Source organism: Blastopirellula sp. SH421 (assembly GCF_057808535.1).
Genome location: NZ_CM173712.1, coordinates 1,343,527 through 1,361,865 on the forward strand (window position 1 = coordinate 1,343,527; position 18,339 = coordinate 1,361,865).

The window sequence follows — 18,339 nt, forward strand, 5'->3', positions numbered from 1 at the left end:
TTCACCGATCATCCTTTTGCCCCTTTTCTGGGAGTCCTTCCACATGCGTCGACTTGGGTCATGGTTTGTCCTGTTCTGTTTTGCTTCGATTGCGTGCGCCGAAACACCGATTTGGATCTGGAATTCCAAAAGAGCGGCCGACAACGATACGGTCTATGCGCGAAAAGAATTTGCGTTGGCCGGACCGGTCAAACAGGCGACGCTGTACGGGACCGCCGATAACAGCATTACGGTCAGTTGCAACGGCAAGCCGGTGATTCAACACGGCGATTGGGGATCGTGGGGCAAAGCAGACGTCACTGGATTGTTGCAGGATGGACGCGCTGTGATCGCGGCCGCCGGCAAGAATGAAGGAGGCGCGGCCGCGCTGCTCGTCAAGTTAGATGTTGAATACAAAGATGGCAAGAAAGCGACCTTCGTCAGCGATGGTTCGTGGAAGGTTTCGACCGTCGCGAGTCCCGGTTGGGATCGCGCTGACTTCGCCGCAGATTGGAAAGCGGCCACCGTTATCGGCAAGCTGGGTATGGCTCCGTGGGGCAATGTCGGAATTGCGACGGTCTCCGCTGCTCCCGGCGAAGCGACGCCGGTAGATAACATTCAAACGCTCGAAGGTTTCAAAGTCGAGCGACTTTATTCTGTTCCGCTGGGTCAGGAAGGTTCGTGGGTCAGCATGACGGTTGATCCTAAGGGACGCTTGATCTGCTCTGACCAATATGGCGGGCTCTTTCGGATCACGCCGGGCGCGGATGCGGACAAGACCAAAGTCGAGAAGTTGGACGTTGCGATTGGCGACGCCCAAGGTTTGCTGTGCGCTTACGACGCGTTGTATGTGTCGGTCAACGGAGGGGCGGCGCAAGGTTCTGGTTTCTATCGCGTAACGGACACGAACAACGATGATCAATATGACAAAGTCGAGTTACTGAAGAAGTTCAACGGTGGCGGCGAGCATGGCCCGCACGCGATTCGGCTTGGCCCCGACGGCATGTTGTATGTCATCGCCGGCAACCATACCGATATTCCGGCAGGCAGCGAAGTTGGCGCGCCGCACAAAAATTGGGCCGAAGACTTGTTTTTGCCGCGCAACCCTGACGGCAACGGACATGCGACCGGCCGCATGGCGCCTGCCGGTTGGATTGCTCGCACTGACAAAGATGGCAAAGATTGGCAACTGTTTTGTGCCGGTTTCCGTAACCCATACGACATTGCTTTTAATGCTGATGGCGAACTGTTTACCTATGACGCCGATATGGAATGGGACACCGGAGCCCCCTGGTATCGCCCGACTCGGGTGAATCATGCAGTCTCGGCTGGCGAGTTTGGTTGGCGCTACGGCACCGGCAAATGGCCAGACTATTATGTCGACAGCGTTGGCGCAGTGGTCGACATCGGGCTTGGTTCGCCGACCGGGATCGAAATGGGACTGGGCGCGAAATTTCCGGCCAAGTATCAAAGTGCGCTCTACATCAACGACTGGACCTACGGCGTGATCTATGCGGTGCATATGCAACCGCAGGGGGCGACGTACACGGCGAGCTTTGAGAAGTTTATCACCGGGCGTCCGTTGCCGGTTACGGATGTTTGCGTTGATCCCAAAAACGGGATGTTCTACTTCACAATTGGCGGGCGCAAAACGCAATCGGGTCTGTATCGCGTCACCTATGTGGGAGACGAATCGACTGCCCCGATCGCAACGACCGAAGCAGAAGAAGGTCGCGCGGCTCGGGCTTTACGGCGTGAGCTAGAGGCCCTCCACATAACCCAGACGGATGCCGCAGTCGCCAAAATCTGGCCGAACCTGGGGAGTAACGATCGATCGATTCGCTACGCGGCGCGAGTGGCGCTCGAGAATCAATCGCTGGTCGATTGGAAAGCCAAGGCGCTGGCCGAAACCAATACGAATGCAACGATTCAAGCGCTGACCGCGCTCTGTCGTGTGGGCGACAAGGCCGATCAGGCCGCAGTGCTTTCAAAGTTGAATTCGCTGCCCTACGATCGGATGAGTGAAGAGCAGACGCTGGACGCGTTGCGCGTTTATCAACTCGCCTACATCCGCTTGGGCGGCAAGCAAGACGACGCCGTGAATGAAACGGTGATCGCGAAGCTCAATCCGCGCTTTCCCGGCGAGAGCGAGAATGTAAACCACGAATTGTTTAACGTGTTGGTTTACTTGGAAGCCCCAGGCATTGTCGAGCGTGGTATGCAGCAGCTGTTTGCGGGGCAAACGCAGCAAGAGCAAATGTTCTATGCGTTTGTGCTGCGAAACGCAGTCAACGGTTGGACCATGGATCAGCGCAAAGCTTACTTCAGTTGGATGAATCTCGCCCAGACGAAGTATCGCGGCGGCAATAGCTTTAAGAAGTTTGTCATGCAAATCCGCAATGACGCAGCGGAGAAGTTGGCCAAGACTGAACTAGCCGACTTGAAAGAGATCATGGAAGGCGCCCAGACTGAAGAGGTCGCCAAGCTCGAAACGACGCGTCAGTTTGTGCATAACTGGCAAGTGGATGACTTGATTGAAATGCTGCCGGAAGTCGAATCAGGGCGCAACTTTGAGAAGGGCCGGATCGCGTTTGAAGCGGCTCAGTGCGCCAAGTGCCATCGCTATGCTGGGCAGGGGGGCGGCACCGGGCCTGACTTGACAGGCGTCGGCAATCGCTTTGCTCCGCTGTATGTGCTGGAAGCGATGATCGTGCCGTCGAAGGTGGTGTCGGACCAATACGTCAACACGATCTTCCAGACCGACAGCGGCGACATTCTGGTCGGCCGCATCATCAATGAGACCCCAGACGCCTATCAAATTCGGAGCGGCCCATTCGCCAAAGAACTGACCAGCGTCATGAAAGACGAAGTCGAAGGGATGAAGCAATCGCCGCAATCCGAAATGCCGGATGGCTTGATGAATACGCTGACCAAAGAAGAGATTCTCGACCTGATCGCCTACCTGCGCTCAGGCGGTAATCCGAACGACGCCGCATTCAGCAAATAGTAGATCAGGCCGGCTCCTGCCGCGAATTACGTCATCTTGCAAAAGGGGGCTGCTCATCAAGCAGCCCCCTTTTCGTTGCCCCTAGGTTGACGACACTCCCCGCTAAGTCGACTGAGAAGCGTCCCGCGTGCACAGCAGTTCGCGAAACGCCCGCGCCGCCGGGCTGGCGAAGCGATCTTGCGCTTGCACCAGGTGCAACGGCCGCGGAATTTGGAGATCGGCTAGGCGAATCGCATGGAGCTTGCCCGAGGCCAGCTCCGCTTCAACCGACAATCGAGAAACGATCGCCAGGCCGACACCGGCGGCGACCACATGCTTGATCGCCTCGGTGCTGCTGAGGGTCATGACTTCGTTGACTTCGACGCCGCACAGCGAAATCGCTTGTTCTTGCACGGCGCGTGTGCCGGAGCCAGATTCGCGCAGGACAAAGCTTTGGCCTCCCAGATCATCTGCTTTGACGCGACGTTTTTTCACCAGTGGATGCGTCGCCGCAGCGACCACCACCAACTCATCTTCGGCAAAGCTGGTCGCCATGAGACCCGGCTCATTCACAAAGCCTTCGGTCAGTCCTAGGTCGACTCGATAGTCGAGTACCTGGCGATGTACGAAGTCGGTATTGCCGACCGAAACATGGACGCGCACCTCAGGATGCAACTGATGAAAACGAGCCAAAACTTGTGGCAGCAGATAACCGGCGATGGTCGTACTGGCGCCTAAATAGAGTTCGCCGCGGCGCACATCGCGCACCAAAGCAACGACGCGTTCCGCTTCCGCTTCGAGCGTAAATATTTTGCGTGCATATTCGTTGAGCAATTCGCCTACTGCAGTGAGACGCAGCCCGCGACCGGTGCGGTCAAACAGCTTTTCGCCGAGCGCCGTTTCGAACTCGCGCAACTGTTTGGACGCGGCCGGCTGACTGATCAACAGCTGTTCGGCGCCTAGGCTAACGCTACCGGTCTCGGCGACTTCGTGAAAGATGGCCAGATGATGCAAATTCATGGGTATAGACTCAGGTTATGGGTTGCATTGATTTTATGTCTTTGCTTTATGTCGGGCAAGTTGGTTTACTTAGATACGTGGAGAGCAATTCCCAGGACGGAGCAAAGCCATGACCGAATCGACGCTTAGCAAAATCGAACTTCTGAAACTTGACAGCCGCCAGCTGCGCGGAACGCTAGCAGCCGAGTTGCAGAATGATCGCCCTGATTTTTCGGCCGATGCGATTCAGTTGCTGAAGTACCACGGCAGCTATCAGCAGGATGATCGGGATGTTCGCAAGCAAAAGAACGCGGATGGGACGAAAAAGGAAAAAGCGTATTCGTGCCTGATTCGGACGGCGGTCCCCGGCGGTAAGGTGACCGCCGAGCAATTTCTGGCCGAGCTGGACCTTTGCGATCGCTTGGGAAACGGCTCGTTGCGGATTACCACACGCCAAGGTTTCCAGTTGCACGGGGTTTTGAAACGCGATTTGAAAGAGACGATCCGCACGATCAATCAGATCAAGCTGTCGACGTTCGCTGCTTGTGGAGATGTCAGCCGCAATGTGATGTGCTGCCCGGCGCCGTACAAAAACAATCGCGTTCGCGAGCAAATGCAGACGTTGGCGCACGAGATCGCAGTCCATTTTCGCCCTCGTTCGTCTTCCTATTACGAACTATGGCTGACCGACGACGAAGGGAACAAGCAAGACGTCGCCGAGTTCCAGCCGGTCGCCGAGCCGATTTATGGCGAGCGCTACTTACCACGGAAGTTCAAGTTTGGAGTCGCCGAGCCGACCGACAATTGCATTGACGTTTATACCCAAGATGTCGGACTGTTGGCGATCATCGAAGCGGACCAAGTGGTGGGCTATAATGTGATTGTCGGCGGCGGCATGGGAAACACGCCGTCAGCGGATAAGACCTTTCCGCGCCTGGGTGACGAGGTGACGTTTGCGACGCCTGACAACGTAATCGCCGTGTGCGAAGCGATAGTGAAAGTGCAACGAGACTTTGGCAATCGTGAAGATCGCAAGCGAGCCCGGCTGAAGTACCTGCTGCATGACTGGGGCGTTGCAAAGTTCAAGAGCCAAGTCGAAGCGTATTACGGCGCCCCATTACCGGCTCCGCGAACTGCCCCAGTAACCGGTATTGATGACCACATCGGCTGGCACGTTCAGGGAGACGGCAAGTTGTTCCTAGGTGTCAACATCGAGAATGGCCGCATCGCGGATGTCGGTCAGGTTCGGATCAAGAGCGGGCTACGTGCGATTTTTGAGCGGTATAAAATTGAAGCTCGGCTAACTCCGCTGCAATCAGTCATTTTGTGCGATATCGAGCCGGCCGATCGTCGAGGGATTGAAGCACTGCTGACTGAGTACGGGATGAAGCAGGCCGAAGAGCTTTCGTTGGTGCGGCGGTTTGCGGTTGCCTGTCCGGCGCTGCCAACCTGCGGGCTGGCGATCACTGAATCAGAGCGAGTCATGTCGCAACTAATTGAAAAGATTGAACCGGTGCTCGCTGACCATGGTCTGGATAACAAACAGATCTCAATTCGGATGACTGGTTGTCCCAATGGTTGTGCTCGACCCTATGTGGCTGACATCGGCTTAGTGGGCAAGTCCGTCGGCAAATACACGATTTATTTAGGGGGCAACCCACAGGGGACGCGGATCGGTTTCGTCTACCAAGACGCGACTCCGCTAGAAGAGATTCCTGCTCAATTGTCGCCGCTGCTGGGTAGTTATCAGGCCGAAAAGATCGGCGACGAAGCATTTGGCGATTACTGTGCTCGACTAGGACGCGAAACATTGTTGGCCAAGGCTGGCCATTGCGAAGCTGTTACAATACAAAACTAAAAAATCAGGGATTCGATCCAATGAAACGCTATTACTCGCTCTGGAAGTCGACTTGGTTGTTGTGGGTACTGATTCTCGGCGGCGCCGCCTTTTTGTCGACGCTAAATAATATTCTGTTTTATGTCAGCTTGGTCTATCTGCCGATCTGCCTGATCGTCTTCTTGTGGTTCGGCCTGGTTCGCTATGACGAACAGGGGAACGAAGTGGATATGACCTAACGCAACGTCACCAATCTCGAAGTGATTACAGATAGCCGATCTCTGTTTCTGATTCTGGCGAACGCCAGTGAACAGAAGGAGAATCGGCTTTTTTTGTTTACTGCCCCATCACCGGCGGCGGTAAAGCAAATCCCCCTTGCGGCAAAGTCTCAGGACGCATCGCCGGCGGCGCGAGTTGCGGCTGCGGCTGATATTGGGGAGCGACGTCCACCGCTGGATTGGGCGGCGTGTTCATCGGAGTGATGTAGCCGGCTTGGGCGTTGGTTCGCAATTGCTCAGCACGAGCCCGCAGTTCTTCGGGCGGAACGATCCGCCGTGGCGTCATCTGAAAGTCGAGATCGCGCGTGTCCCGGATTTCCCAGGGCCAGAGGTTCTCGCTAAAGAACTCGATTACGGGGTATTGGTACCACGGCGCTTTGAACGTGTGCAGTTGCGAGACCGATTCGTACCCATCTTTTTCGAGCCGAATTTCGCGCGTTCCATAATAGACGTAATTGGCGGAGACCGGCGTTACGCCGACCTCTTGGTCATCCACATAGACCACGGCGCCCGGCGGGGTGGTGCGGATATTCATCCGGCGACGGACGCACCCACTGCTGGCGCAAGCCAAAAGCGTGCCCAGCAAGATTAAGTTACAAAAATGGAAAGTACGGCGGTTCATGCCGATGGGCCTGGTCCGATTATTAGGGGAAGCGGGGGCGAAGTTTAGCAATCTGCCGCTTAGGCGGCTAGACGAAAACGGCGATCGTGGTTAAATCTTTTCGCAGTAAGTACTTGTTGCTGTCAAAATTCCGCTTTAACATCGCAGGTTTCTGTAAATAATAGGTAGGGTCGCTAAGACGGCGAATTGTTGGACCGGAGAATTACGGCGAATGTCGGTAGAGTCCCATACGTGGCACAACACGATTCAGATCGCTGCCCTCAGCGATGTGGGGATGCGTCGTAGTAATAATCAAGATCACTACGGGGTCATCCTCTCGGCTAATTGGGACGAATGGCGCAAGCGAGGTCACCTGTTTGTCGTTGCTGACGGCATGGGCGCTCATGCGGCAGGCGAGCTTGCTAGCGAAATTGCGGTCGACCGTGTTGGCCATCTTTACCGCAAATATGTCGAGAAATCCCCGCCCGATGCGTTGGTCACTGCCGTTGAAGAAGCGAATGTGATCATCAATCGCAAAGGGGAAGAGAACTCTGCGTTTCACAAAATGGGGACAACTTGCAGCACGCTGCTGATCCTGCCCCAGGGGGCGATCGTCTCGCAGGTCGGCGATAGTCGCGTCTATCGACTGCGCGGCGACAAGCTCGAGCAACTCTCATTCGATCACTCGATGGCCTGGGAATTTCGGGCGGCGACCGGCGGAAAAGAGGGAGCCGACGTTTACGATGCGATTCCCAAAAACGTCATTACCCGTTCGCTGGGCCCGGGGCCGAAGGTCGAAGTCGATCTAGAAGGCCCGTTTCCGCTGCAAGTGGGGGATACCTTCTTTGTCTGCAGCGATGGCGCGACTGGTCCGCTGCGGAATGACGAAATTGCGATCATCCTAAAAACGCTCGATCCGTCGCATGCAGTCCAGCTGATGGTGGATCTGGCCAATCTTCGCGGGGGCCCAGACAATATCACCGTCATCGTGGTCAAAATCACCGGCGAAGCGATCACCCAAGATCCGACGCGCAGCGAGCCGTTGATTATGGAAGAAGCTCGCCCGGCCAATCCTCCGCCGCGCCAAAAGCTGCGCAATCCGCCGTGGACCATTTGGGCGCTGCTGTTGCTGTTTGGTTTTGCGACCGCCGCATTGGTCTATCTTCAGCGCCCTTTTGAAGCGTTGATCGCAGGGATTGCCGCGTTTGCGGCGTTTGTGTTTGGAGCGGTCTACATGTACTCGGCGCCGGTAGACGAGGAGCAAGAGCCGATCAAAGCGACCCCCAAACGGCGACTCGGCCGTGGGCCCTATGAAGAAACTGTTTGCAACACAACCGAAAATGTGGCTCGCAACTTGGCCGCGACTGTGGTCGAACTGCGCGAAGCGTCCGAAACCAATCAATGGAAGCTGGACTGGGATCGGGTGAATCAACTGCGCAGTCAGGCCCAACTTGAGCTAGCAGCAGGCGACTACTTTAACGCCACGCGCCTCTTTTTGATCTGCATCGGCGCGATGATGGCCCAGATCCGCATGCAAAGTAAGAAGAAAAACCCGCTGGAAGATGAGTCGAAAGTCGACTTAATTTAGTCGTCCCATGCAGCTTGGCGCGAGGGTAAAAAACGGGGCGCCAGTTCAAGCTCGGAAACTGTCGTTCCTTCTGCCGAGGGAACTTGCTAGAGTCGGCTCGCATTCCCGCACTCTTTCGACTCTCGATGCAAATCATTACTCGCTATATCCTGTGGGAGATCCTCAAGATCTTCTTCCTTGCGCTGGGCGCATTGACGTTGCTGATCGTCATGGTCGGTGTCGTCCAACAGGCGCTGCGCGAAGGATTAGGGCCAGGCCCCATCGCACGCATCATTCCTTACATGATCCCCGACGCGTTGCGGTTTTCGATCCCCGGAACCATCCTGTTTGCGTCGTGCAGCGTGTACGGTCGACTTTCGTCCAGCAACGAGCTTTCAGCGCTCAAAGCGGCTGGAATATCGCCGCTAGCAGCTTTGTGGCCCGGCTTTGCGATTGCGTTAGTGCTGTCGATCACCTGCGTTTGGCTCAACGACGTTGGCGTTTCGTGGGGGAGTCAGGGAGTGCGCCGCGTGCTGGTGCAATCGTTTGAGGAAATCGCTTACGGAATGTTGCGAACCCACAAATCGTTCAGCAGCGAAAAGCTATCGATCTTGGTCCGCGAAGTCGACGGACGCCGGTTGATGCGTCCCCAGATTGTCGCCGCCGCAACCCCCAGTTCACCGCAACTGTTGATCTCTGCGGCCGAGGCCGAGTTGCACACGGACGAAAACAATCAACTAATCATTTCGCTCATTGATAGCCGCATCGAGAGCGACGGGTCGCAACAAAGTGCGTTTGAGCACCCTGGTCGGCTCGATCATGTCGTCTCGCTAAGCGAGGAATTGTCAGTCGAGCATCGTAGTCCGTCCAAGATTTCCTCGTCTCGCATCCCTCAAGTGCTAAATGAAGAGCGACTTGTCGTGCAGCAGCAAGAGCAGGCGGATAAGGCCTGGAACGTCTTTGCACAACTCGCGACGCTAGATGTGCAGCAACGCGCCGCACCGCTCGATATCTCCTATATCAACTCGCAAATCAATCGATTGCGGACCGAGCCCTGGCGACGCTGGGCGAATGGATTTAGCTGTCTGTTCTTTGTCATATTAGGAGTTCCGTTGGCGATCAAACAACGCAACCCTGACTTTGTGACCAGCTTTTTTATGGCCTTTTTGCCGGTGCTCTTGGTTTTTTATCCGCTGCTAGCATTTGCCGTCGATCGGGCCAAAGATGGCGCTTTGCCGCCGCAAGCGGTCTGGATCGGGAATTTGACGCTATTGTTAGTCGGTCTCTACTACCTACGTACGATTTGGCGTTACTAGCAGAAGTTTCGCGAATCTCTGGCTGGGTTCGGCTTGAATCGGCAAGCCGATGCTTGCTACACTCTGCGGGCGATCGTCAACCGCGCGAGACAATGGATGTCTGGCAAATCGTAGCGATCCATTGCGACAAGGAGGTCGCTTGTGCTAACCCGACGCCCGATTCGGGACAAAATGCTGGTCGGCGCGATCTTGCTGAGCACGATTGTGTTCGGCATGGCGGCGACTGCCGTATGGTGCAGCTATAGTTATCGCGGCTTGGCGCGTAGCGTTAGCGTTCGCGCCAATGAGCTTCCCTTGGCGATCGACTTTAGTCTGGCGGTGACTGATCTACGGCACGCGCTGGGTCAATCGCGCGAAATGAATCACGACACGTTTCCGCAGCCGTTCAATCCAACGCCGCAAAGCGAAGAGGACGACTTGCCGAAATTTGACTCTTCGCTGCAGCGCGAAGAATTGGCTGTCCGGCTGATGCACGTCGAACGCTCGCTGCAAGCTTACAAGCAGCAATTAGAATCAAATGATTCGCTCGCCTACGACATGAGCGATTATTCTTACGAGCGGGATACGATTCGTAAGATCGACGAGTTAATCGCAAAAATTCAAGCCGGCAATACTGACGAGGATTGGCTCCTTGGTCTGGTGAACAAGACCGAGTTACGACGAGACGTCGACGGACTGCACACCCTAGCGATGGAACTGCCCAGCTTTTTGATTAAACGGATGCAGCGTCTGAAGGACGAGGCCCAAACGCAGTATCGCACTTGGATTGTGATTTCGTGCTGTGCCGCGGCCGCTGGCGGAACGCTGTTGGGCCTGTTTATGTGGCTCTGCTGGGTTTGGATCTTCCATCCCCTCCGCGTGCTGATGCAAGGTTCACGGTTGGTTGCAGGGGGCAATTTTTCGCATCGCATTCATTTGGACACGCACGACGAAATGAGCGTGCTAGCCGATGCGATGAATGCGATGACGCAGCGTTTTGAAGAAATTCGCCGGAACTTGGATGGTCAGGTGCAAGAGCGAACCAAGCAAGTCGTCCGGAGCGAGCAACTGGCCAGCGTCGGCTTTTTGGCGGCCGGCGTCGCCCATGAAATTAACAATCCGCTCGCATCGATCGCGTTTTGCGCCGAGTCGCTGCAAAGCCGCTTGGCCGAAGCGTTGCCAGTAGATGGCGCCGACGAAGCTGTTTGCAACGTTACCGACGTAGAGTTGCTCCGGAATTATCTGGGCATGATTCAGGACGAAGCGTTTCGCTGCAAAGAAATCACCGAGCGGCTGCTTGATTACTCACGTTTGGGAGATGTCGAAAAGGTCGATACCGACTTGGGCGAGCTTGTTCGCAACGTGATTGACATGGTCAGCCATCTTGGCAAGTATCGCGAAAAGAAGGTCCACTTCCATGCGCGCGACGCCGCGATCGCACCGGTCAATCCGCAAGAGATGAAGCAAGTCATGCTGAACTTGATCACCAATTCGCTGGACAGTCTTGACCCCGGCGGAGAGGTGATCGTCGAATTGACCAGCTTGGACGACGATCAAATTACGTTGATCGTGCGCGACAATGGTTGCGGCATGACCGAAGAAGTCAAGAAACACTTATTTGAACCCTTCTTCACCCGCCGCCGTAACGGACAGGGAACAGGGCTCGGCTTATCCATCACGTACCGCATCATTGCCGATCACGGCGGGCAGATCGACGCGCACAGCGAAGGACCGGGGTGCGGGTCAGAATTTCGGATTACATTGCCCGCTAGCACTCCAGGGAAGGAGCAGCATCATCGCTACCAAGCCGCCTAGTCGGTTGAAGATCCTCTTCGCCGATGACGAAAAGTCGTTGCAAAAACTAATGAGTCTCGAACTGCCTCGTTTGGGACATGAGGTGACGGTTTGTCCTGATGGTCTGACCGCAGTCGCTGCGCTAGAACGCAATACTTATGACTGCATTCTGGTCGACCTCGACATGCCGGGGCTCAACGGAATCCAGGTCATCGCCAAAGCGAAAGAGTTTTCGCCGGAGACCGAAGCGATTGTATTGACCGGCAAGTCATCGACTGACTCGGCGATCTCGGCGCTTCGCTATGGCGCGTTCGATTATCTGACCAAGCCATGCCGGTTGGTTGAGTTGCAAGCTTTGCTCGAACGCGTTGCGGAAAAACGCGAACTGACCCGCAAGTATCGCGCGGTGAAAACACGGCTCGAAAAACTGGAAGGCAAGTCGAACCTGATCGGCGATTCTCCCAGCATGCAGCAGGTGGGCCGCTTGATCGCCAAAGTGGCGCCAACCAATTCGACCGTGCTGATTCGTGGAGAAACCGGGACCGGTAAAGAGCTGGTCGCACGGGCGCTGCATGATCAAAGCCACCGCATCGACATGCCGTTTGTCGCCGTCAACTGCGGCGCTCTTCCCGAGAACCTGATCGAAAGCGAACTATTCGGCCATCGTAAAGGCTCGTTCACCGGCGCCGAAGATACGCGGATCGGTCTGTTTGAAGTCGCTAACGGCGGCACGTTGTTCCTCGACGAAATCGGCGAACTGCCGAAGTCGCTGCAAGCGAAACTGCTGCGAGTATTGGAAACCGGCGAGATTCGCCGCGTCGGCGATAACGACTCGATGAAAGTTGATGTCCGGATCGTCTGCGCAACGCATCGCGATGTCGAACTGATGGTCGCCGAAGGTGACTTCCGTGAAGACTTGATGTTCCGCATCAATACCTTTGAGATCCATCTGCCGCCGCTGCGCCAACGGACCGAAGATATTCCGCAACTGGCCGAGCATCTATGCCGACGTTTCTGGCCCAATGTGCCGCTGACTCAAACGATTTTTTCGTCCGATGCGATTCGCTCGCTCAAGTCGCATGACTGGCCTGGCAACGTGCGTGAACTAGCGAACGTGGTCGAGCACGCGACAATTTTGTGCGAAGAGCCGCCAATCGAACCCGATCACCTCCCGCGCCGCTTTGGTTTAATGAGCACCGAATCGGCCGCCAATAAACTGGGCAAACCACAGTTGAAAGCGGTGAGTCCGATGTCGCTTCGCGAGTTGGAAATGCAGGCGATCTACGAAGCGCTTGAACGCCACGAAGGAAACAAACCGCAAGCCGCCGAAGAGTTGGGCGTAAGTCTGAAGACGCTCTACAATAAATTGAATCAGGCATCAACGATGGATAAATCGGCCTGAAGAGATTAAGGCGTTACGCGAATCAAGCCAAGCCGCCAGCGATGCGAATCGCGGGCGGTTTTTTTATGGTCGTGAGAACCAAATCGATCTGGCGAGCAAGACGTTAAGACTTCGATACAATGTGCATTCGCGCCAACGTCGTCTTCAGCCCGGAAGGGCGACCCAACCTAACCCAGGACGAAGCCCTGGGAAAAATGCTACGTCATCTTCCGCACTACGCCCACCACCACGCCGCGGATCTTGGCGTCTTTAACGTAGATCGGGTCCATTGACGAATTGGCCGGTTGCAGACGGATGCGGTTCTTTTCGGGGAACCAGTATTTGAGGGTCGCTTCACCGTCGTCGGTTTCGGCGACGACAATTTGGCCCGTCGATGCGTGATTCTGCTTGCGGACGACAACATAGTCGCCATCTTCGATGTGGGCTTCGATCATCGAGTCCCCTTTGACAGCAAGCACAAATTGATCGTGTCGGGCGAACATCTCGCGGAAATCGACCCGCTCTTTCTGCTCGATCGCTTCGTGAAGGACGCCTGCGGCGATCTGCCCGACCAGCGGCAAGCCGACTTCGTCCACTTCGTCGCAGGTCAATTGAATGGCGCGAGACATGTTGGGTTCGCGAGATATCAGCCCCTTCTTTTCGAGCGCCTTCAGATGGCACATCACGCCGTTGGGTGAGCTGATCTCAAATTGTTCGCCGATCTCGCGAACGGTTGGTCCGTAGCCGCGGGAGACGATTTTTTCGCGGATAAAACCAAAAACGTCACGCTGGCGTTGGGTTAATTGGTCAAGTGCGCTGACGGCGGTGGAAGAGGCCATAAAGCCGATCTCCAGTAGGGGTGACTTCGCGGTTTCTAATATTCAGCTTAATATACGGCTGTACATATTGCAATAGCATTTGTACACCGAATCTTGCTGCTGGCGTCAACTTTCTTTTTTAACTGTTTTGCCAATTCGCCGACTGTGAACTAAGTTTCCAATACAACCAACCTTCTTCCATCAAAAGATCCTGGTGGTTCCTGGGACACGTCAATTCAGGATCCTACTTGTCCGGGAACCAACTCATGTCTCACTTGATTCGCTTCTTGTTTTCCGAGGACGGGCCGACCGCGGTTGAGTACGCGGTGATGCTTGCGTTTTTGGTCCTTTGTTTGACGGCGATCGGCATCATGGGAACGCAAGTCGGAGCCGGCTATCAGAACGCGACCGACGAGTTCACCCGAACCTTTCCCGCTTCGATCTACGAATAACTCGCTTGCTCGTTTACCACCGCTGCGATGAAATGACCGCGGTCCCTGGGGGCCGCGGTTTTTTTTGGGTTGGGGATATATCGATTGTGTGCCGGCTAAAATTGAGCTGAATCGGAAGCCCAGCGTAGGATCGCCGCACGACCATGCTACATTTCTGAGACGTCAGCGCTTGCGGCGCTCCGCTGTTTGATCCTTCACCCCATCGTTTAGAGTTTCGCCATGTTGAAGTCCATGCTTTCCGCGTTTGTGCTGGTCGGTTTGTTATGCGGTTCGACCGTTGCACAGAACGCCAAAGAACGTTACGTGGTTGTCCCGGTCGACGACAAACCGTTCGCTGCCAGCGAAACTGACTATGTCCGACTCACCGCCGAAGGGATCTCTGGCTCGCGGATCAAGATGGAGATCCAAGGTCCGGCCGAAGTGGACATGATCTACTTCGTGAAAAAAGTCTCCGGCGAAAATCCGCTGCTTGGCATGCAAGTCAAACAGTACGACCTAAAACTAACCGGCAAAGGCAAGGTCACCGCGACGACCACGGTTGTTTTCCCTAACAATCAGTCCGAGCCGAAGGTCACCAAGTTTGAGTTTGAAGTGAAGTAGTCGACGGAGATGACCAACGGAGTTGTTGCCGCAACTACTGCGGCAGCCCTGGATCATATTCCAGCAACTCCGGCCGCGAGCAAAATGGCGCCATCGGCAGCCCTTGGCGGTTGTAGAGATTGCAGTTGCTGGGCGTTATCGCGTAGCCATAACGCACGGCGATCGGCATGGATACTTCGCTACTGGATACAATAACCGTTCGTCCTGTGATCTTGGCCGCTGCCGAGCGCCAGACACCTGACTTGTCGGTGATCTCAAAGCTGGTCGGCGAAGCGTCGGGCGTCTCTTGTGGTGCGTTGAGGCCTTCCTTGTGCGCGGTCATCAGCCCGCTGTCGGCATGCTGGAAATGGAGGACGATTTGATCGTCTTGAATCTCCTGCCGCTGGAACATGGGGCCGCTGTAGGGAAGCTGTTTGCCGTATTGTTGGGCCATCGCCCAGCCGGCGAGTCGCTGCCCCACATCCACTTTGTTGGCCGGGTGAATGTCATCTCCCTGCAGGTCGATCGTGGTTACCATGCCGGTATTCGGCAGATCGGCCGCTAGTCGCTGTTGTTCACGCAGGTAAGGCCAACCAGGACCCGCGCCGCTGCCGGGAAGTTGAACATAATAGACCGGCAGCTTTTCATTCTGCAGAGCCGTTCTCCAACCGTTGACCAGGGCTCGCATTTTGAATTGGTAGTCGCGCGGATCTTCTTGCACGCCGCAGTTCGACTCGCCCTGGTACCAAATCAATCCGCGAGCCGCGAACCTTGTGATCGGCGCCGTCCGCGAGTTGAACAATCGCCCCGGCAACCAATTGGCGTCACGCGCATAGACGCCGCCGGGCATTCTCCAAATCGCGCCCAGGTCTACCTGTTTTCCCAGTTCTAACTCGCGCTGCAGTGTCGGATGCGAGTCAAACGCCGCGGTTGGAATAAACGGTTCGATCGGCGTTCCTCCGCGGGAAGAATCAATCACGCCGATCGGCACGCCAAGCTCTTGTTGCAGGCGACGTGCAAAGTAGTACGCCGCGCCGGAGAAGTGCGAGACCGTCGCCGGACTGCAGACGGTCCAAGTTGCTTGGTTGCGAAGCTCACTTAATGGTTCGGCCGACTCAGCGTCATCGATCCGGCAGAAGCGGATCGCGGGCAAGTCAGCGGCAGCGATATCGGCTTTCACGCTCTCTAGCTCGCCTGACATCGCGCCAACCGTCATCGCCATGTTCGATTGACCGCTGGCGTGCCAAACTTCGCCGATGACGACGTTTTTAATGATCTGCGATTGGTCGCCGCAACTGACCTGCAGATTCATGCCTTCGGCGTTTGCCGGAAGCGGTTTCAAAGTGACCGACCAGTCACCGTTGCTGTCTACCAGTCCGATAGCATATTGATCGTCAAGCTGCACCGTCAGTGCGTCGTCGCCTTTTGCTTTGCCCCAAATCACGATCGGTTGATCGCGCTGCAGGACCATGTTGTCGGCAAAGATTTTCGCGAACTGAACTTCGGCCGCGTCCATGGTAGTGCTGCTGGTTAGCAGTAGTATCAGGACGCCAAGATGGAGAGGATTCATCATGGGGCTCGATTTTTCAAAGCGGCGGGGCAAGGCAAGTGAATCCCAACCATTGTCACTGCGCCGGTCGCCATTGTACATCCGCAACTTGCGTAACAAAAAAAGCCGCAGTCAATTGACTGCGGCTCTCAGTTTCTCGATTGGAAGGTCGCCCCTGTTCTATTTCTTCAGCTCTTCCTTCCGCTCTCCGCTTTCGCGTTTCCGCTTTTTTTTACAGCGGCACCCCGTTCCAACGGACAAACGCTTCGATCGCGTAGTACTCAGGGAGGCCGATTTGATTGTAGTTGTCGGCGGTACCTTTATTGCGGTCTTCGGCGCGTTGCCAAAACTCGCGGGGGTCGCTGCCGGGGAATAACGCGCGGTCTTTTTGGCTCTCGTGCATGAAGATCGCCTGACGCTTCAAAGTGATATCACTGGGGCTCAGCGGCACGGCGATTTCGATCTCATGCAGCGGGTACTCTTGCCAGGCGCCGCGATAAAGCAACGCGTCAGGGCGCGAGCCTGTCTCGGCTTCGATCCGCTTCATCGCGCGGAAGATCGCCATTGCACAAACGCGGTGCGTGCCATGCGGATCGGACAAGTCGCCGGCGATGTAAACCTGGTCTGGCTGCTCTTTCATCAGCAGATCATAGATGATGTCGACGTCGATTTGCCCCAGCGGGTTCTTTGAGACGGTGCCGGTTTGATAGAACGGCAGGTCCAAGAAGTGCAGGTTCTGTTCTAGGCAACCGACTTTCAAGGCGCCTGCTTTGGCTTCGCTACGACGGATCAAACCTTTGATGTTCATCACTGACGGGATGTCAGGTTCGCCTGGCTTTTTAGAAGCAAGTGATCCGGCGACTTCCTGTTCGACTTGCAGCGAGCGCTGGCCGTCGACGCCGAACATGCGGTTGTATTCGCTGACGAAGTCGGCGTATCGTTGGGCGTCATGATCAAAGACGGCGATATTGCCGCTGGTCATGTAGGCGATGTGAACCTCATGACCATCTTGAATCAGGCGAATCAACGTGCCGCCCATGCTGATCACGTCATCGTCAGGATGCGGGCTGAAGCAGATCGTCTTCTTTCGCTGCTTGCCGGCAGGGTGATACTCGATCGTCTCTTGCATCCACTTGAAGACGCGATGCGCCAGCGGACCGGCTGGGCCGTGATGTCGCAGCAACTGATGCAAATTGAATTTGCGAAAGTCGTCGTCGTCGAGCTTCAGTAGCGCCTTGCCTGTCTGTTGGCAGAGCCAGATGACCGCTTTCTTTATCAGCGCTTCATCCCACTCAACGCTTCCCAAAGCCCAGGGAGTTTGAATGTCGGTCAGCTTGCTAGCGGCCGCCTCATCGATCAATACCTGGGCGTCGGGATGATCTTGCAGAAAGCTGGCCGGGATGCGATCCGATGGCGCCGCTTCGACCGTTTCGCGAATGACGTTTGATTTGCCTTCGCCCAGCGCCAATACCAAGATCCGCCGCGCGTCCATGATGGTTGCGATCCCCATGGTGATCGCACTGGTCGGAACGTTTTCTTCCTGGAAGAAATCGCTGGCGGCCGACTTGCGGGTGACCGGGTCAAGTGTGCACAGACGCGTGCGGCTGTTGCGGATCGAGAACGGCTCGTTAAAACCGATGTGCCCGTTGCCGCCGATGCCCAACAGCATCAAGTCGATACCGCCGGCCGCTTCAATCTGGCGTTCGTACTCGCGGCAGTAGCTTTCGATCTCGTGATGCGGGACGTTGCCGTCGGGGATGTGGATGTTCGCGGCCGGCACGTTCACATGGTTAAAAAAGACCTCGTGCATGGTGCGGTGATAGCTTTGCAACTGCGTGGGGCAGATGCCGTAGTACTCGTCCAGGTTGAACGTGATGACGTTCGACAGATCGAGTCCTTCCTCTTGGTGCATGCGGACCAGTTCGCGATAAACGCCGGTCGGCGTCGATCCGGTCGGCAGTCCTAAAACCGCCGTTTGGCCGTAAGAATTACGCTCGCGAATCACGCTGGCCACAATCCGGGCGACGTGCCGAGCCAGTTCTTCGCTGGTGTGAAAGGTGAAAGTGGGGATGCGCACGCCGCGGACGGGGGCCGCGGTCGGCAACGAGGCGCTGTTGGTCATGTTTTGAATCATAGAATTCCAGGTCAGGGCATCGAGCAGTTACCGAACCATTGAGTATGCATGGTGGAAAATAATGGCTCCAGTCTCGCCTTTGCGCCGGAA

General features: G+C 55.8%; 14 protein-coding genes. 9 read left to right on the forward strand and 5 right to left on the reverse strand.

Annotated features, from left to right (window positions below):
• Window positions 1–43: 43 nt before the first annotated feature.
• Window positions 44–2,986 (forward strand): c-type cytochrome, encoded by a 2,943-nt coding sequence (locus SH421x_RS05505; protein WP_488854398.1) that lies wholly within the window; start codon window positions 44–46, stop codon window positions 2,984–2,986.
• A gap of 102 nt (window positions 2,987–3,088) precedes the next feature.
• Here the strand turns inward: SH421x_RS05505 and SH421x_RS05510 are convergent, their stop codons facing one another.
• Window positions 3,089–3,985, reverse strand: coding sequence for a LysR family transcriptional regulator (locus tag SH421x_RS05510; RefSeq protein ID WP_488854399.1), 897 nt, complete (start codon window positions 3,983–3,985; stop codon window positions 3,089–3,091).
• Between the two features lie 109 nt (window positions 3,986–4,094).
• Here SH421x_RS05510 and SH421x_RS05515 point away from each other — a divergent pair, with 109 nt between their 5' ends.
• Together SH421x_RS05515 and SH421x_RS05520 are read left to right on the forward strand one after the other, a co-directional pair.
• Window positions 4,095–5,822 carry an NADPH-dependent assimilatory sulfite reductase hemoprotein subunit gene (locus SH421x_RS05515; protein ID WP_488854400.1) on the forward strand — a complete coding sequence of 576 codons (1,728 nt, stop codon included), beginning with the start codon at window positions 4,095–4,097 and terminating at the stop codon, window positions 5,820–5,822.
• A 20-nt stretch (window positions 5,823–5,842) separates the two neighbouring features.
• On the forward strand, window positions 5,843–6,040 hold the full coding sequence (locus SH421x_RS05520) for a hypothetical protein (protein ID WP_488854401.1): 198 nt from the start codon (window positions 5,843–5,845) through the stop codon (window positions 6,038–6,040).
• A 97-nt stretch (window positions 6,041–6,137) separates the two neighbouring features.
• Here the strand turns inward: SH421x_RS05520 and SH421x_RS05525 are convergent, their stop codons facing one another.
• On the reverse strand, window positions 6,138–6,701 hold the full coding sequence (locus tag SH421x_RS05525) for a PEGA domain-containing protein (RefSeq protein WP_488854402.1): 564 nt from the start codon (window positions 6,699–6,701) through the stop codon (window positions 6,138–6,140).
• A 211-nt stretch (window positions 6,702–6,912) separates the two neighbouring features.
• Here SH421x_RS05525 and SH421x_RS05530 point away from each other — a divergent pair, with 211 nt between their 5' ends.
• From SH421x_RS05530 to SH421x_RS05545, 4 genes are all read left to right on the forward strand, one after another.
• The gene (locus tag SH421x_RS05530; RefSeq protein WP_488854403.1) at window positions 6,913–8,268 is read left to right on the forward strand and encodes a PP2C family protein-serine/threonine phosphatase; all 1,356 of its coding nucleotides are present in this window, start codon (window positions 6,913–6,915) and stop codon (window positions 8,266–8,268) included.
• Window positions 8,269–8,393: 125 nt separating this feature from the next.
• Window positions 8,394–9,563 carry an LptF/LptG family permease gene (locus SH421x_RS05535; RefSeq protein ID WP_488854404.1) on the forward strand — a complete coding sequence of 390 codons (1,170 nt, stop codon included), beginning with the start codon at window positions 8,394–8,396 and terminating at the stop codon, window positions 9,561–9,563.
• A 141-nt stretch (window positions 9,564–9,704) separates the two neighbouring features.
• Window positions 9,705–11,357 (forward strand): sensor histidine kinase, encoded by a 1,653-nt coding sequence (locus SH421x_RS05540; protein WP_488854405.1) that lies wholly within the window; start codon window positions 9,705–9,707, stop codon window positions 11,355–11,357.
• 4 nt (window positions 11,358–11,361) lie between these two features.
• Window positions 11,362–12,738: a sigma-54-dependent transcriptional regulator gene (locus SH421x_RS05545; RefSeq protein WP_488854406.1), complete on the forward strand. Its 1,377-nt coding sequence runs from the start codon at window positions 11,362–11,364 to the stop codon at window positions 12,736–12,738.
• 197 nt (window positions 12,739–12,935) lie between these two features.
• On the opposite strand, the gene lexA is transcribed toward SH421x_RS05545, so the two are convergent.
• Window positions 12,936–13,556 (reverse strand): transcriptional repressor LexA, encoded by a 621-nt coding sequence (gene lexA / locus SH421x_RS05550; protein WP_488854407.1) that lies wholly within the window; start codon window positions 13,554–13,556, stop codon window positions 12,936–12,938.
• A 245-nt stretch (window positions 13,557–13,801) separates the two neighbouring features.
• On the opposite strand from lexA, the gene SH421x_RS05555 reads away from it, so the two are divergent.
• Window positions 13,802–13,987, forward strand: coding sequence for a Flp family type IVb pilin (locus SH421x_RS05555; protein ID WP_488854408.1), 186 nt, complete (start codon window positions 13,802–13,804; stop codon window positions 13,985–13,987).
• Between the two features lie 219 nt (window positions 13,988–14,206).
• Window positions 14,207–14,587 (forward strand): hypothetical protein, encoded by a 381-nt coding sequence (locus SH421x_RS05560; RefSeq protein WP_488854409.1) that lies wholly within the window; start codon window positions 14,207–14,209, stop codon window positions 14,585–14,587.
• Between the two features lie 34 nt (window positions 14,588–14,621).
• Here the strand turns inward: SH421x_RS05560 and SH421x_RS05565 are convergent, their stop codons facing one another.
• Both SH421x_RS05565 and nagB read right to left on the reverse strand, forming a co-directional pair.
• Complete coding sequence (locus tag SH421x_RS05565; RefSeq protein ID WP_488854410.1) at window positions 14,622–16,139, reverse strand: sialate O-acetylesterase; 1,518 nt, start codon at window positions 16,137–16,139, stop codon at window positions 14,622–14,624.
• A gap of 208 nt (window positions 16,140–16,347) precedes the next feature.
• The gene (gene nagB, locus SH421x_RS05570) at window positions 16,348–18,249 is read right to left on the reverse strand and encodes a glucosamine-6-phosphate deaminase (protein ID WP_488854411.1); all 1,902 of its coding nucleotides are present in this window, start codon (window positions 18,247–18,249) and stop codon (window positions 16,348–16,350) included.
• Window positions 18,250–18,339 lie beyond the last annotated feature (90 nt).